Source organism: Ensifer sp. GW101-20A05, from assembly GCF_059424735.1.
Genome location: NZ_JBWKZT010000014.1, coordinates 125,430 through 139,776, shown reverse-complemented (window position 1 = coordinate 139,776; position 14,347 = coordinate 125,430). Strand labels below are relative to the sequence as shown.

Genomic DNA, 14,347 nt, shown 5'->3' with positions numbered 1-14,347 from the left:
CCTCATGAACGCAGCAATTATCCGTCCGTGCTAGTTCGGAATGACCTACAGGCCGACTTGCTCCATTCGTGTCGACCCGGCGTCAGGGGGCAAGCGGCTTGTCTTCCCGATTGCGAAAACTGGCCCTCACCAGCCTTTGCACCGCACATGTAACGACGCCGGTTTGAAATGCCTGCTTTCCCGCTTCAGATTACCCGTGCTGTTACAGTGTGGATCGAGTTGTTGCCGTAGCCCAGCCGGTTCCACACGGCGTGTTCGGGTTGTGTCCGGCCCGCCGTGTCGGTGGCGCGCGCCCGCACGGAGAGTGGCCCCGTCTCCTCAAGTCGCGTGATCAACTCCCACCATTGCCACGCAGCCCGTCGTCGTTCGCCAACGAGCCGTGCCTCGCACCAAGGTCCGTCGTTCAGGCATACATCGACCCTGGAGATGCTGCCGGCGCCCGACCATGCGACACCCCGGATCGCGGTCTCGCCGCGCGGCAGGTTCTCCCCCTCATCAGGCGAAGATACCAGCGCTCGCACATTCATCAGCTTCACCGGCGCGCGCTCGTCATGCCCGTTGCGCACCCAATGGTACCAGTACTTCTCCGCCTGATAGTACGCTTCACAGGGCTTGTCGGTAACGACGATCTCGGTCAGCCACTTGACGGACGCCACCGCATACCAACCGGGCACGATCAGCCGCAATGGATAGCCATGGGGCGGTGACAGTGGCTCGCCGTTCATCTCGTAGGCAAGAAGCGCATCCGTTTCACCGATTTGGTCCAAGCTTAAGCCACGTTCGAAACGAACCGGCGCGACGTGCCCGTCGACGACCCCGCTGTCGGCACCGCGGAAGGTGAGTTCCGTCGCCCCGGGTCGCAGGCCCGCGCGCTCAAGCACTTCCATCAGGCGAACCCCGGTCCACTCGGCGGTGCTGACGGCGCCCAGTCCCCAGGCTTCGCCGGGTACGGCAGGATCGAATAGGCTGCGGCCGTTGCCGGCGCATTCCAGTGTCACCACGAGGCTCTCCGCATGAAGGTTGTGAAGCTCCCTCATGCACAGTTTCAGTGGCCGTTCGACCAGCCCGCCGATCGACAGCCGGTAGTTGTCACCGCCAAGGTTCGGAATATCGAAGTGGTTACGCAAGTAGAACCGACCGTTCGGCATCACGGCACCGCCTGCAAGGTCCGGCACCGAGGTCTCGCCATTCAACGGATTAACGCTGTGAATGAGAAGGCCAGCCTCGATGGCATCCTGGCACGCATCTGCGGGGTTGAGCACCTCTGCAGACACGTCCACCGGGCGCCCATCACAGCCGCCGCTCGAAACCATCGCAGCGCAGGTCATCGCTGCCGTCACTTCGACCTCGCCGGCTTGACGGAGAGGCGTCAAAAAAGCCTGAAGCACGGTCTCATCCGCTGCCTCGGCAATGAAGAACAATGAATGTGAGCCCTGCGCAACAGCTTCCCCCTTGATCAGCACACCGTGGCGGGCAGCGCTCGGCCGGCTCAAATGATTCAACAGCATCGCGCCCTTGGCCGGATCGCGCGCGGGACAGGTTTCGGGTGAGTGCCGATGGTGCACAATGAACAGAGGCATCGAAAACTCCCTGCTGGGGCTTCGTCGAACTGGCTGGTCGGTCTGATACGATCAGTGGTGGTCCTTCGGTCTCTTAGGCACCTGCATGATCAGATAGAACCGCACCGCCTCCCGGCTAGGATTAGACGCCGGATTTTTGGATGAACATGCCTTGTCAGCCGCGCTAGGAATAGGTTGGCGGTTGATGTTGTGAGGCTGAAGGTCCGCTTTAGACCGGAATCCGAGACACATCCGTTGCCTTGAAAGGAATCGAACTGTTGACTTCCAGAGACCTTCAGAGCGCCAAACTGTCAGCCCACACAAAGACGATATTTCGCGAGCGCCAGATCGGACCGGCATCCGTGTATTCCCCGGCCCGCTTGCCGCCGAGCGCGTCGTAGAAAGCGATCGCAGGTTCGTTGCCGTCGACCACGCCCAGCCCAACTCCGGGAAATCCTCTCTCCCGCAAATGCAAAGCAAGCCTTGAGAGCAATAGGCGGCCGATGCCTTGGCGTTTGACATCCGGATCGACGTACAGGTTTTTGATCTCGCCGAGATCGCCAAAGATCCCGGCTGAGGGCGCGCCGGCGGCGCCGATCGCGACCGGCCTTCCCTCCAATTCGGCGAGAAGCACGATCTGGTCGGGATCGTTCGCCGTGAGCTTTTCGCGCCAGGTGCTGCGGCGACGGGTTTCATCGAGCAGAGCGTAAACCTCCGGTGGGGCAAGACCACGATAGGTTTGCCGCCATACCCTCACGTGCAAATGCGCGATTGCATCCGCGTCGGCCGGGGCTGCTTGCCGTATCGTCACCTTTTCCATCGCCCGCTCCCCTATTCCACCTGTGTCATCAGCCAACGTTGGAACGCCTTGAGCGCCGATGAAGGCTTGCGGTCCGTTGGGGTGGTGAACCAGTAGGCGACCTTGGATGCGTAGCCAATCCCCCCGGGATTGACGAGGCTTCCGGCCCTCAGTTCCTCCTCGACGAGCTGTGGTGGAACGAGGGCCATGCCCTGGCCGGAGATCGCGGCGCGCAGGACGAGCGTATAATAGTCGAAGCGCATGACGCCCTGTGGCTCGAGGTCCGGTTTCCCATGTTCCGCCACCAGGTCGATCCAGCGCAGCGGAGTGCTCGGATGCTCGATGATGACACCGCGCGCCGCATCCTCGAGGGTTTCACAGGAGCCGAGCCGCGCGAGATAAGCGGGTGCACAAACGAGCCGGACATCCTCGCCGAAGAGGTAGACCGAGTGTTCGTTCGCGAATGGCCCACGGCCGAAGCGGAACACTGCGTCCGGCTGAGCCGCCGGGTTGTCGGTCGCGAAGGTGGTGTACTGAACGTCGATATCCGGGTGTTTCTGATTGAAGTCGGAAAAGCGCGGCAAGAGCCAGCGGTCGCCGAGGATGGGCAACACCTTCAGCCGAAGCGTATGGGAATCGGGCTGCAGGCTCGCGGCGCGGAAGGCGGCCTCCTCCATCGCCTTGATCGCCACCTGCGCTTGTTCCAAATAGATGCGGCCGAGGTCTGTCGGCACCATGCCCGACGGCTTTCGCGTGAACATCTGCGCGCCGAGAAGGTTTTCGAGGGTCAGCAACTGCTTGCTCACGGCGCTTTGCGACAGGTTGATGCTTTCCGCAGCCGCCGTCGTCGAGCCTCGCTCCGCAATCGCAAGCATCACGCGAAGGGCAGTCATCGAAGGCAGTGGTACGGAGGTATGAACCAAGGGCATTCTCTGGCAAGGGGCTAGTCGGTTTCGTCATAACGGTATCGCTTTTTCGCGTTTGTGCAAGCGGTCCCTAAAAGGCAACCTCAACTCGGGAACATAATTACCGAGATGGGAGACTGTCATGACAGAACAAGCGACATCGCTTTGGGGAGGCCGATTTTCCAGCGGTCCCTCTCCGGAACTCGCGGCGCTCTCGCGAAGCAATCCAAGTTTTTTCCGCCTGTCCCCCGAAGACATCGCCGGGTCTCGCGCCCATGCGCGCGAACTTGCGCGCGCTGGCGTACTGAGCGAGGACGAACTGCCGCGGATGCTGCAAACGCTCGATACGATCGCGGCCGATGTCGCGGCCGGCCGCGAAAAGCCGAAAGCCTCGGATGAGGATCTTCACACCTTCCACGAGCGCCTGCTGATCGAGCGGCTGGGTGCCCTCGGCGGCAAGCTGCGTGCCGGCCGCTCGCGCAACGACCAGACCGCCAACAACACCCGGCTATACCTTCGCCGCACGGCGCGGCGACTGGTGAAGCTGGTCCTTGCGGTGCAGGACGCACTCGCCACCCAGGCGAATGAGCATATCGAGACGGTCATGCCGGGCTTCACCCACCTTCAGCCCGCTCAGCCGATATCGCTTGGCCATCACCTGATGGCGCACGCACAGTCGCTCAGCCGCGACATCGAGCGCTTCATCGACTGGGACCGCCGCTTCGACCGTTCGCCGCTCGGCGCCGCCGCCCTGGCCGGCTCGGCTTTCGCCCGCGATACCGAAAGCTCTTCGCGCGATCTCGGCTACGCCCGTCCCTGCGAGAATTCCATTGATGCCGTCGCGAGCCGCGACGTGGTCTCGGAATTCTTGTTCGTGACCGCGATGCTGGGCGTGAACCTCTCGCGTCTGTCGGAGGAGATTTGCATCTGGGCTTCGCGCCAGTTCGCCTGGGTGAAGCTGCACGATTCCTACTCGACCGGCTCGTCGATCATGCCGCAGAAGAAGAATCCCGACATCGCCGAGCTGACGCGTGGCATGTCGGGCACCATGATTGGCAATCTTGCGGGCATGCTCGCCACTCTCAAGGCGATGCCGCTTGCGTACAACCGCGATCTCGCCGAGGACAAGCGCGCGCTTTTTGAGACGATCGATCTTCTCGACCTGATCCTGCCTGCCTTCGCCGGCATGGTCGCGACGTTGACCTTCGACACCGAACGCATGGCAGCCGACGCGCCACGCGGCTTCACGTTGGCAACCGAGGTGGCGGACTGGCTGGTGCGGCAGGGCATTCCTTTCTCGCATGCCCATGAGATCTCCGGCGCCGCCGTACGTTACTGCGAAGAGCGGGGCATGGAGCTTGACGGACTGACCGAGGCCGACCTGCCGAACATCGACGAAGCATTGACCCCGGATGTGCTTAAGGTGATCGACCCAGCCCGGGCGCTCGCCGAACGTTTCGGGCAGGGGGGAACCGCCCCCGCCCGCGTGCGCGAGCAGATCGCGGTCTTTGCCGACACCTGCAAAGAGCAGCGTGCCTGGGCCGAACAGGATCTCTCGGGTGTTGCCCTTGTCCCCTTAACGGGAGAGGAAGCATGACCGACACGCCCCTTCCCCAATCCAGCCGCGATGCCCATGACATCGCCCATCTTGAACTCGTCCCGCGCAGGCATGTGGGGCGCAAGGTCTTCGCCGCCATCGTGCTGCTCATGGTGGCGCTCCTGATCCGCGCCTTCGTCGTCGGCCAGATCGAATGGCCGGTCGTCGGCCAATTCCTGTTCGCCCCCGTGATCATCCAGGGCATCTGGAACACACTGCTGATGACAGTCGCGGCGATGTCGCTCGGCATCGCACTCGGCGTCCTCATCGCGATCATGCGCATTTCCGGCAATCCGGTGCTCGAATACATCGCGCTCGTCTATGTCTGGATCTTCCGTGGCGCGCCGGCGCTACTGCAGCTGCTGCTCTGGTTCAACCTCGCGCTGATCTTCCCGACGATGGGCATTCCGGGCCTGTTCGAATTCAACACCGTCGAGGTGATGACGCCCTTCGTCGCCGCCATGCTCGGCCTGGGCATCCAGCAGGGCGCCTATACCTCGGAAGTCGTGCGAAGCGGCCTCCTGTCCGTGGACGCCGGCCAGTACGAAGCCGCTCGGACGATCGGCATGACGGGAATGCAGACGCTGCGCCGCATCGTGCTGCCGCAAGCCATGCGCGTCATGGTTCCGCCTGTTGGTAACGAGGTGATCAGCATGGTCAAGCTCACCTCGCTCGCCTCGGTGATCCAGTATTCGGAGATCCTGCACAATGCGCAGGTGATCTACTACGCCAATACCCGCGTGCTGGAGCTGCTGATGGTCGCAAGCTTCTGGTATCTCGCGATCGTCACCGTCCTCTCCCTGATCCAATCCCGGATCGAACGCTACTACGCCCGCGGCACCCGCGGCCGCACGACGATCTGAAGGGGGCGCACATGACAAGTGAAATCCTGGTCAAGGCCGTTGACGTCTGCAAGAGCTTCGGCACATTCAAGGCGCTCAATGAGGTGGGTCTGGAAGTGCGTAAGGGCGAGGTGAGCTGCATCATCGGCCCCTCGGGTTCCGGCAAGAGCACGTTCCTGCGCTGCATCAACCTTCTGGAACGCATCGACTCCGGCGCGATCTGGGCCAATGGCGAGCTGATCGGCTATCGCCGCGACGGCAACAGGCTCTATGAGCTGAGCGACGTGGAAATCGCCCGCCAGCGCCGGGGCATCGGCATGGTTTTCCAGCGCTTCAACCTGTTCCCGCACAAGACTTCGTTGGAAAACGTGATCGAAGGGCCGGTACAGGTTTTGGGCGAAAGCTCGAAGGCCGCCCGCGAACACGCGATGGAACTCCTGAAACGCGTCGGCCTTGCCGACAAGGCCGGCAACTATCCCTCGGAGCTTTCTGGCGGCCAGCAGCAGCGCGTCGCCATCGCCCGAGCGATGGGCATGCGTCCCTCGCTCATCCTGTTCGACGAGCCGACCTCCGCACTCGACCCCGAACTGGTGGCCGAGGTGCTCGATGTGATGAACGATCTCGCCGCCTCCGGCATGACGATGATCGTCGTCACCCACGAAATGGGCTTTGCCCGCAACGTCAGCAACACCGTCGCCTTCATGGACGGCGGGCGGCTGATTGAGCACGGCCCTTCGGCGCGGGTCCTGACCCAACCCGACAACCCCCGCACCGCCGATTTTCTCAAGGCTGTGCAACGATAACCGTAAAAAACCGACAGGATGGGAACTACGATGAAAAAAGCAATTCTGGCCGCCTCGGCGTGCCTGCTCGCCTTTACCGCCCACGCACAGGATCTGCCGGAGAAACAAAAATCCGCGGGCAAGCTTGTGGTGGCGAACACGCCGAATTATCCGCCGATGGAATATCGCGACCCGGCGACGAACGAACTGATGGGCGTCGACATCGAGCTTGGCAAGGCGCTGGCCAAGCAGCTCGGCACCGAGATCGAATGGTCCGAGATCGGCTTCGAGCAAATGGTGTCTTCGCTGAACACCGGTCGCGCCGACCTAGTTTTGAGCGGCATGAGCGACTTGCCCAAACGACGCGAGACCATGGACTTCGTCGACTATATGAGCTCCGGCGCGCAGTTTTATACCTCGGCCAAACGCAAGGATGAATTCAAGGAACTCACCGACTTCTGTGGCAAGACCGTGGGCATGAGCCGTCGCACCTCCTTCCCGGATGAGGCCAAGAAGTGGAGCGCCGCCAATTGCGAAGCCAACGGCAAGCCGGCGCTTGTTATCGTCGGCACCGAAGGCTCGGCCGATGCCCGCGCCCAGTTGAAGCAGGGCCGCCTTGACGGCGCGGTCCAGGGCTCGGAAACCCTGCCCTACCTGCTGCAGCTTGAAAAGGACACCTACGCCATCGTCGGCGAGCCCTTTACGGAAGTCTATCAGGGCATCGGCTTCTCCAAGCAGACGCCCGAGCTGCGCGACGCGATTGCCGGCGCCCTGAAAGCCCTCATGGCCTCCGGCGAATACAAGGCGATCTTCGAAAAATATGGTCTCGCCGCCAGCACGCTCGACGGCGTGATGATCAACGGCGAAGCCGCAAAATAATCGCGGGACGGCCCGGCGAGTATGCCGGGCCGCTCCCCTCGCCTGCCCGAACGAGGATATCATGATGCCCGATGTAGCCCGAGGCGGCGTGCAAGCGTTGACGCATGTCGAGGCGCTTGCCGATTTCTGCGCCCGACTTGCGCCTGCCGATCTACCGGCCCGGATCGCCGCCCGTACCAAATCCCACTTTCTGGATACGCTCGGCGCAGCACTCGCTGGCACTCGCTCCATCGAATTCCGCAAGGTACGTGCGCTCGTCGCACCAGGGGGAACAACACCGCTACTGGCCTCGCCACAGCGAACCGGACCGCGCGACGCGGCCCTTGCCAACGGGGTGGCCACCCATGTCTTCGAACTCGACGATTCCGGCGGCTGCGATCATACAGGCGCCGTCGTTCTGCCCGCGCTACTGGCAGCTCTTCCGTCCTGCGAGGCCCCGATTTCCGGCGGCGATCTCATTTGCGCGCTGACGGCGGGTTACGAGGTCGGCCGCCGCGTGCTGGATGCATCCGGCGGCTACGGCGTGCACAATGCTGCCGGTTGGCACTCCACCGGCACCTGCGGCACGCTCGCGGCTGCGGCAGCGGTCGCCCGGCTGCGCGGCTATGACAGCACCCTCTTTCGCCACGCCCTGACGCTGGCCACCAGCTTTTCCTCTGGCCTGTGGGCCTTCAATCATGATGGCAGCCAAGCAAAGAAGGTCCACGCCGGCCGGGCGGCTGAAGGCGGACTTCTCGCCGCCGATCTCGCCGGCGCCGGCTTTTCCGGTCCCTCGCAGGTGTTCGACGATGTTTGGGGCGGTTTCTTCCGCACCTATGTCCGGGATGCCGGGCATGCCGCCGAACTCTCCGCCGGGCTGGGCACGAACTGGAAGATTGAACGGGCCTCGCTCAAGCCCTACGCTGCTTGCCGCGGCGCGCATTCCGCCATCGACGCTGTCGGCGACATCCTTGCCGAGACCGGCCGCACTGCCGCCGACATCGCGCGGGTTGACGTCCGCCTCAGCTCCTTCCTGATGGACATGTGCGGCCGGGCGCGGCTGAAAACACTGGCGGGCGCACAAATGAGCCTCGGCTATGCGCTAGCGGCGCTCCTGGTCTTTGGCCGCGTCGACCTCGAACAGTATTCCGCCGCCGCCCGTGGAGACCCGCGCATCGCCGATGTTCTCGGCCGCTTCCGCTTTCATCCCGATGCGCAGATGCCGCAGATGGCCGAGCCGGAGGTGACCGTCATCTTCGCTGATGGCGAAAGCAGGACGGCGATGGTGCCCCGCGCCACCGGCTCCAGCGAGCGGCCGATGAGCGACGCCGCCATCCGTGCCAAATTCGACAGCCTCGCGTCGATGGCATTGCCTGCGGCTCGTATCGCGGACCTCGCCGATTTCGTGGGCGTGCTGGAGGAACACGCGGACTGCCGGGGCCTTTCTGACCTGCTGGTCGCAGACGAACCCGAAGCGCCGGTCTTCATTTGAGAAGGAAGTTTCATGACCTACGATCTCAGCCCTCGCCCACTCAACCCGGCGTCACCAGCCCCCGTTTTTGACTGGCCGTACGGCAAGAAGAGCGCCCTTTTTATCGGTTTCGACGTCGATGCCGAGACTGCCTGGATCGGCAACAACCACGCCAATGTCGACCGGATGGTGACGACCTCACTCGGCGGATACGACGCCCGGGTCGGAATCACAAAGATCCTCGAACTGCTGGATATGCTGCGCCTCAAGGCGACCTTCTTCGTTCCGGGCTGGACGGCCGAGGCCCATACAACCGCGTGTGAACCGATTGTCGCTGCCGGGCACGAGATCGCCCATCACGGCTACCTGCACAAATGCCCGGATCGCAACAAGCTGGACGAAGCAAAAGAGGAGATCGACCGCGGCCTCGAAGCGCTGAAATCCCGGCTCGGCGTCACACCCGTCGGCTATCGCGCGCCATCCGGCGAGAATTTTCCCGAGCTTCTCGCCTATCTTTGCGAACGGGGCCTGCGCTATTCCTCATCCTTCCGCGATGATATCCGCCCCTATCGTCACCGTCTGGCGGACGGCCGCCCGGGGCCGGTGGAAATTCCGGTCAACTACGCCTTCGACGACTGGAATTTCGGCATTACCGGTCGGCTGGATGCGCGCCCGCTCTTCGGGAGGGACGCTATCCTACCCATCTGGCGCGAGGAGTTTGTCGGAACCCACGAGTGGGGCGGCGTGACCACGCTTGTCCTGCATCCGCAGGTTTCCGGCCGGCCGATGCGGTGGCGGATTCTGCGGGATTTCCTCAGCGAGGTCGCCGCGCGTGACGACGTCTGGATCGCCACCGGCGCGGAAATCCTCGCGCACTACGAAGCCGAAACCGAAGCAGCATAGGGTCTCGCCGGTCGCCCACCAAACCCGCGCGAATGGACTTCAACCGTCTCCACAGCAGAGGCGACCCTTACAATATCGCAATATCGCCATCGTGGTTAGCTACCGGTCTACGGGCGCGGCCTTTCTCTTGCTTGAACACCGCCGGCCTTTGCGATCGCCGGCACGGCGACCGGGCCACCGCCTCTGGGAGCCGCCGTCCATCAATGGCGATCGCAGTTTCAGTCCGCCTTCAGCGCGGCCTCAATGGTCGCGAAGATCGTCTCGACCTCATGTTCACCGATGGTGAGCGGCGGCGACAGCACGATCGTGTTTGCCACCGGACGAACGAGCACTCCGTGTTCGAAGCAGTGCTCGTGGGCTATGGACATCAGGCAAACCATTGGATGGAATCTGCGCAGGTGGCGTGTCGCCAAGGGCTTGTCGCAAGAGAGGCTTGCTCTAGAGGCAAGCATTGATCGTTCATATGTCGGGCGTATTGAACGCGGTTTGGAGAACGTGACCGTCTCTGCTTTGGAAGCTCTGGCGAATGTCCTTGAGGTCAAGGTTTCCGATCTATTCGCTGAGGTGGACCCTAACTCGTCGCGTCCCCCGGCTATGCGCTCAGGTCGCAAACCGAAGCACTGATTGCAACCTTGACAGCTCCGCAAGCACAGCACACTTGCCATTGGCGTTCGTTAGCGCGAATTTAATCCAAGTCGAGCGAACGGGGCACTTAGTCTCCGGGTCATGGTTCCGGTCGATATATTATGCGATCCTTTGCGCACGTAACAACTCCCTGCCGAGAGTCACCGTATGGCTCGCGAAGGTGCCCGAGATCTTTTGTTAGTAGACCGTGAAATATACCGCAGAGTCATGTACAATCTTTGGCGGAGAATTCATGTTGGGGGGTAAGACATGGAGCGCAGGTTATCTGCAATCCTGGCCGCCGACGTGGTCGGATATTCCGCACTCATGGAGCAAGACGAAGCGGCGACCTTTGAGCGCCTTCGAACGCGACGTACTGAGCTCTTTGAGCCAGAGATTGCGAGGCATCATGGGCGGGTCTTCAAACTCATGGGCGATGGCCTACTCGCGGAGTTTGGTAGCGTTGTCGACGCTGTCGAGTGTGCAGTGTCTCTCCAGCGCGGAATGGCAGAGCGAAATGCTGCCGTCGCCGAGGAGGAGAGGTTTGAAGTCCGGATCGGCATTAATATCGGAGAAGTAATCGTTGACGGCGAGGACCGGTACGGCGAAGGCGTGAACGTCGCGGCCAGGCTGGAGCAACTCGCGCTTGCCGGCGGAATCTGTGTTTCAGGCAAAGTGGCGAAGGAGGTCGAGAAAAAGCTCGCGTTTGGCTTCGACTCCGCGGGGCGGCAGAAGGTTAAGAACATCGAAGAGCCCATCGACGTCTATCACGTGCGCCTCGACGCCCCACCACGCCGACGCATTTTATACAAGCGCAGGCTCGGCCGGCGACAGTGGGCACTTGGAGTTCCGGCAGCCATCGGGGCGGCCGTGGTGGCCATATGGGTGGTTTTGTATAATCCGCTATCGATGTCCTCTCGTGGTGGATCCTCCACAATCCCGTCTGTTGCCGTACTCCCCTTCAAAGATCTGAGCGCCGACAAGAGTCTAGGGTACTTGGGAGAAGGCCTGGCGAACGACGTCATCGCCATCCTTTCGCGCTTTTCTGACATTGCGGTCATATCGCGAACCTCGTCATTTGCTTACCAAGGCAAGGAAGGCGATATCCGCCAGATCGGCAAAGAGCTGGGCGTTGGCTATGTCGTCGAGGGCAGCGTGCGCAAGGAAGGCAATAGGGTTCGCATTGTTGCCCAATTGGTCAACGCCAACACGGGGGACCATGTCTGGGCAGATCGCTTCGACAAGGCCGGAACCGACCCGTGGGCGCTTCAGGACGAGTTAACCGGAAAGATCGTGGGGGCGATGACGGGTGAATTCGGAGCCATTCGCAAAGCTGATTACAGTCAGGCTTGGGGCAAGGACAGTACCAACCTCGCTGAATACGACTACTATCTGCGCGCGGAAAGCCAATTGAACCTTTATACGAAGGAAGGGATCGAGCGATCAGGTGAGATCTGTCGACAGGGGCTGCAGGCGTTCCCCGGCTCCCCCTTACTGACTGTGGAGCTAGGATGGTCTCACTGGTTAAAAGTTGCGCTGCTCTACAGTCCGGACCCGCAGGCTGACCTTCAAGAGGCCGGGCGATTGGTCAACCAGGTCCTCGCAGACAAAAACCTTAGCCCGCAGGTAACGAGACTGGCAAACTGGCTCAACGCTTGGCTCCTGACGCTCAAACGGGATCACGATGGAGCTGTTGCCGCAATGAATAGGGCCCTCGCGGCGGCACCCTATAACGCCTTCACCCTAACCGACGCCGGAAGCATCTTCCTACAAGCCGGTCAAACCGAAAAAGCGCTGGAGCTGACCGACGCTGCGGCCGCGCGGGACCCTGGCTTGTCTTGGTTCTTTAACTATGTGCGAGGTTTCATTTACATCGTGCTGGGCAAAAACGAAGAAGCCGTAGAAGCGCTGAAGGCTACGGAATTTGCCGACGCTCCGTTGCAACTGGCCATCGCTTATATGCGTCTTGGGCGCGACGCAGACGCCAGAGCTGCCGTCGCGAAGATGCTCAAGTCGGCGCCGACTGCGACGATCGAGTCCTGGCGGCAGACCTGGAACTTCCGCGATCCTTCCATTCTCGATGAGGCCGCGGCTGACCTTGCGCGCGCCGGCCTTCCGAGTGGCTCTCCGCAATAGCCCAGATGCACGTCCGGTGATTGCTCGTCCCACCGCCTTGCAGGGAATCGAACCGGCGCGCCGCAGCTGTTGCTCGTTCTGCAGCTCGGGAACTGGCAAACTCGCCTATTATCGCGATAAGGAATTCGCGAGCCTGCTCGATCCAGGGTGAGCTTCGAGCAGAAGACTCCTCTGCCACTTCAAGTAATGACGGTGTAGCGCATTCGAACCAGCGACCCTCCCATCTATCCCCGAACAAGGCGAGGGCTCAGGTGGCGCCCGCTGCTCGAGCCAGCCCGGTCATTGTATCCCGACCGATCGTCTCGACGGGACGAAGAAGATGTCCCGTCCGCTCGACAAGCCAACCAAGCCGTTCGTCGGTGATCTCGAAGTGCTTGCGCGCATTCACATAGGCTTTGTCGATGCTGTACCCAAGCGGCATAACGATGCTGGTCGCGACGCCACCTCTCAAGGAGCCGTCGGTCATAGTCCTCCGCTATGCCGCGCAGGAAATCAGTGCCGCTTAAAAGCGGCGGCAATTTACGAGGCGGCCGTCGCCGCGCTGAAAAAAACTTCGGCGAAAGCATGGAAACCCGCTGGCCGGGCGGCGCAGACCGGTCGAGTTAAGGTGGCGCGCCCGTCCACTTGTCATCGAGCCCATGTCGAAATAGCCTCCATCCTGGGAGCGAGCATCGAGTGGATACCAATGTCGTCATTGTCGGCGCCGGGCCGGCTGGCCTCGCGGTCGGCGCCTGCCTAAGACGGGCGGGGCTCGATTTCTTAATCCTTGAAAAGGCGCATGAGATCGCGCCTGCCTGGCGGCGCCATTACCGGCGGCTGCACCTGCATACGGTGAAGGCGTCCTCCTCGCTGCCGCACGTGCCATTCCCGAAAGACTATCCGCGCTACCTGCCGCGCGAAAAGCTGGTCGCCTATCTCGACGACTATGCCGAGCGTTTCGAGCTCCGACCGCGCTTCGGCGAAAAAGTCAACTCCATCCGCCGCGAGGACGGCGGCTACCTGGTCGAGACCGAAAGGGACACCTTCTCCGCGCGCCACGTTGTGATCGCGAGCGGCAGCAATGCTGAGCCCTTCGTTCCCAGCCTGCCCGAGATCGAGGCTTTCAAGGGCAGGCGGCTGCACAGCGCTGATTACACCGAGGCCGCGCCCTTCGCCGGCCAGTCGGTTCTGGTTGTCGGCATGGGTAACACCGGCGCCGAGATTGCGCTCGACCTTGCCGAGTACGGCGCCCGCCCGACGCTGTCGGTACGAAACGGCATCCACATCGTGCCGCGCCAGCTGTTCGGCGTGCCGATCCAGATCATCGCCATCGCAACCCAACCGCTGCCGCAAGCGGTGAACGACAGGTTGTTCCCCATCATCCTCGACCTCGCGCTGGGTAAGCTCGAAAAATACGGCATCGCCAGGCCGAAGCAGGGCATTTTTGAGCAGGTCAACGCCGGACGCATCCCGGTCATCGATGTCGGCACGGTGAGAGCGATCAAATCCGGCGACATCAAGGTGGCACCAGACATCAAGCGTTTCACCGAGCGCGGTGCCATTTTCGTTTCCGGCAGGCACGCGGAGTTCGACAGCGTCATCCTCGCCACCGGCTTCCGGCCGGGTTTCGAGAAGTTCCTGCCGGCGGCATTGCGGCCCGGCAAGAGCGGCGTCACTCGCCAAGCCGCCGAGCTCGGCCTTTATCTCGTGGGTTTCCACAATCCGGTCACCGGCCTGCTCAGGGAGATCAGTAGGGAGGCGGCCGCAGTGACCGCTGATATCGAGCGGCGGAGCAGCACAAAGTGAATGCGTCAAAGTGTCTGCAATGGTTGTTTCGTCCGCGCGCGCCCCGAACTTGAGTGTGTTTTCGTCTGTGCTAGGTCGGGATTCCA

Annotated in this window: 14 protein-coding genes; 9 read left to right on the top strand and 5 right to left on the bottom strand. The window is 62.1% G+C overall.

Annotation, left to right across the window (positions count from 1 at the left end; translation table 11 throughout):
- Positions 1 to 185 precede the first annotated feature (185 nt).
- The 3 genes from AC070A_RS27435 to AC070A_RS27425 all read right to left on the bottom strand — a co-directional run bounded on the left by AC070A_RS27435 (position 186) and on the right by AC070A_RS27425 (position 3,251).
- Positions 186 to 1,580, bottom strand: a complete 1,395-nt coding sequence (locus AC070A_RS27435) for a sulfite oxidase (RefSeq protein ID WP_057248292.1) — start codon at positions 1,578 to 1,580, stop codon at positions 186 to 188.
- A gap of 274 nt (positions 1,581 to 1,854) precedes the next feature.
- Positions 1,855 to 2,379: a GNAT family N-acetyltransferase gene (locus tag AC070A_RS27430; protein WP_113133261.1), complete on the bottom strand. Its 525-nt coding sequence runs from the start codon at positions 2,377 to 2,379 to the stop codon at positions 1,855 to 1,857.
- Between the two features lie 11 nt (positions 2,380 to 2,390).
- Positions 2,391 to 3,251, bottom strand: a complete 861-nt coding sequence (locus AC070A_RS27425; protein ID WP_375374157.1) for a LysR substrate-binding domain-containing protein — start codon at positions 3,249 to 3,251, stop codon at positions 2,391 to 2,393.
- A gap of 154 nt (positions 3,252 to 3,405) precedes the next feature.
- Between AC070A_RS27425 and argH the strand changes: the two genes are divergently transcribed.
- The 6 genes from argH to AC070A_RS27395 all read left to right on the top strand — a co-directional run bounded on the left by argH (position 3,406) and on the right by AC070A_RS27395 (position 9,716).
- Positions 3,406 to 4,860 (top strand): argininosuccinate lyase, encoded by a 1,455-nt coding sequence (gene argH, locus AC070A_RS27420; protein ID WP_113133262.1) that lies wholly within the window; start codon positions 3,406 to 3,408, stop codon positions 4,858 to 4,860.
- The gene (locus AC070A_RS27415) at positions 4,857 to 5,723 is read left to right on the top strand and encodes an amino acid ABC transporter permease (protein ID WP_113736901.1); all 867 of its coding nucleotides are present in this window, start codon (positions 4,857 to 4,859) and stop codon (positions 5,721 to 5,723) included. The genes argH and AC070A_RS27415 overlap by 4 nt, the downstream gene beginning before the upstream one ends.
- An 11-nt stretch (positions 5,724 to 5,734) precedes the next feature.
- Entirely contained in the window at positions 5,735 to 6,505 is a 771-nt protein-coding gene (locus AC070A_RS27410; RefSeq protein ID WP_112995296.1) for an amino acid ABC transporter ATP-binding protein, read from the top strand.
- A gap of 30 nt (positions 6,506 to 6,535) precedes the next feature.
- Positions 6,536 to 7,363, top strand: coding sequence for an ABC transporter substrate-binding protein (locus AC070A_RS27405; protein WP_162728047.1), 828 nt, complete (start codon positions 6,536 to 6,538; stop codon positions 7,361 to 7,363).
- Positions 7,364 to 7,424: 61 nt separating this feature from the next.
- Positions 7,425 to 8,834 (top strand): MmgE/PrpD family protein, encoded by a 1,410-nt coding sequence (locus AC070A_RS27400; protein WP_113736900.1) that lies wholly within the window; start codon positions 7,425 to 7,427, stop codon positions 8,832 to 8,834.
- A 12-nt stretch (positions 8,835 to 8,846) separates the two neighbouring features.
- The gene (locus tag AC070A_RS27395; RefSeq protein ID WP_112995293.1) at positions 8,847 to 9,716 is read left to right on the top strand and encodes a polysaccharide deacetylase family protein; all 870 of its coding nucleotides are present in this window, start codon (positions 8,847 to 8,849) and stop codon (positions 9,714 to 9,716) included.
- A gap of 218 nt (positions 9,717 to 9,934) precedes the next feature.
- Here the strand turns inward: AC070A_RS27395 and AC070A_RS27390 are convergent, their stop codons facing one another.
- Positions 9,935 to 10,084: a hypothetical protein gene (locus tag AC070A_RS27390; protein WP_162728046.1), complete on the bottom strand. Its 150-nt coding sequence runs from the start codon at positions 10,082 to 10,084 to the stop codon at positions 9,935 to 9,937.
- On the opposite strand from AC070A_RS27390, the gene AC070A_RS27385 reads away from it, so the two are divergent.
- Positions 10,077 to 10,340, top strand: a complete 264-nt coding sequence (locus AC070A_RS27385) for a helix-turn-helix domain-containing protein (protein ID WP_113736899.1) — start codon at positions 10,077 to 10,079, stop codon at positions 10,338 to 10,340. The genes AC070A_RS27390 and AC070A_RS27385 overlap by 8 nt on opposite strands.
- Before the next feature lie 270 nt (positions 10,341 to 10,610).
- Positions 10,611 to 12,476, top strand: coding sequence for an adenylate/guanylate cyclase domain-containing protein (locus tag AC070A_RS27380; RefSeq protein WP_112995291.1), 1,866 nt, complete (start codon positions 10,611 to 10,613; stop codon positions 12,474 to 12,476).
- Positions 12,477 to 12,723: 247 nt separating this feature from the next.
- Here the strand turns inward: AC070A_RS27380 and AC070A_RS27375 are convergent, their stop codons facing one another.
- Positions 12,724 to 12,942 carry a hypothetical protein gene (locus AC070A_RS27375; RefSeq protein ID WP_375293073.1) on the bottom strand — a complete coding sequence of 73 codons (219 nt, stop codon included), beginning with the start codon at positions 12,940 to 12,942 and terminating at the stop codon, positions 12,724 to 12,726.
- A 209-nt stretch (positions 12,943 to 13,151) separates the two neighbouring features.
- Here AC070A_RS27375 and AC070A_RS27370 point away from each other — a divergent pair, with 209 nt between their 5' ends.
- On the top strand, positions 13,152 to 14,261 hold the full coding sequence (locus AC070A_RS27370) for a flavin-containing monooxygenase (protein ID WP_113133268.1): 1,110 nt from the start codon (positions 13,152 to 13,154) through the stop codon (positions 14,259 to 14,261).
- The last annotated feature ends 86 nt before the right edge of the window (positions 14,262 to 14,347 follow it).

What these genes read in the sequence shown, in the direction of transcription:
- AC070A_RS27435 (WP_057248292.1), bottom strand. Translation starts at nt 1,580, where the DNA reads ATGCCTCTGTTCATTGTGCACCATCGGCACTCACCCGAAACCTGTCCC.
- AC070A_RS27430 (WP_113133261.1), bottom strand. Translation starts at nt 2,379, where the DNA reads ATGGAAAAGGTGACGATACGGCAAGCAGCCCCGGCCGACGCGGATGCA.
- AC070A_RS27425 (WP_375374157.1), bottom strand. Translation starts at nt 3,251, where the DNA reads ATGACTGCCCTTCGCGTGATGCTTGCGATTGCGGAGCGAGGCTCGACG.
- argH (WP_113133262.1), top strand. Translation starts at nt 3,406, where the DNA reads ATGACAGAACAAGCGACATCGCTTTGGGGAGGCCGATTTTCCAGCGGT.
- AC070A_RS27415 (WP_113736901.1), top strand. Translation starts at nt 4,857, where the DNA reads ATGACCGACACGCCCCTTCCCCAATCCAGCCGCGATGCCCATGACATC.
- AC070A_RS27410 (WP_112995296.1), top strand. Translation starts at nt 5,735, where the DNA reads ATGACAAGTGAAATCCTGGTCAAGGCCGTTGACGTCTGCAAGAGCTTC.
- AC070A_RS27405 (WP_162728047.1), top strand. Translation starts at nt 6,536, where the DNA reads ATGAAAAAAGCAATTCTGGCCGCCTCGGCGTGCCTGCTCGCCTTTACC.
- AC070A_RS27400 (WP_113736900.1), top strand. Translation starts at nt 7,425, where the DNA reads ATGATGCCCGATGTAGCCCGAGGCGGCGTGCAAGCGTTGACGCATGTC.
- AC070A_RS27395 (WP_112995293.1), top strand. Translation starts at nt 8,847, where the DNA reads ATGACCTACGATCTCAGCCCTCGCCCACTCAACCCGGCGTCACCAGCC.
- AC070A_RS27385 (WP_113736899.1), top strand. Translation starts at nt 10,077, where the DNA reads ATGGACATCAGGCAAACCATTGGATGGAATCTGCGCAGGTGGCGTGTC.
- AC070A_RS27390 (WP_162728046.1), bottom strand. Translation starts at nt 10,084, where the DNA reads ATGTCCATAGCCCACGAGCACTGCTTCGAACACGGAGTGCTCGTTCGT.
- AC070A_RS27380 (WP_112995291.1), top strand. Translation starts at nt 10,611, where the DNA reads ATGGAGCGCAGGTTATCTGCAATCCTGGCCGCCGACGTGGTCGGATAT.
- AC070A_RS27375 (WP_375293073.1), bottom strand. Translation starts at nt 12,942, where the DNA reads ATGACCGACGGCTCCTTGAGAGGTGGCGTCGCGACCAGCATCGTTATG.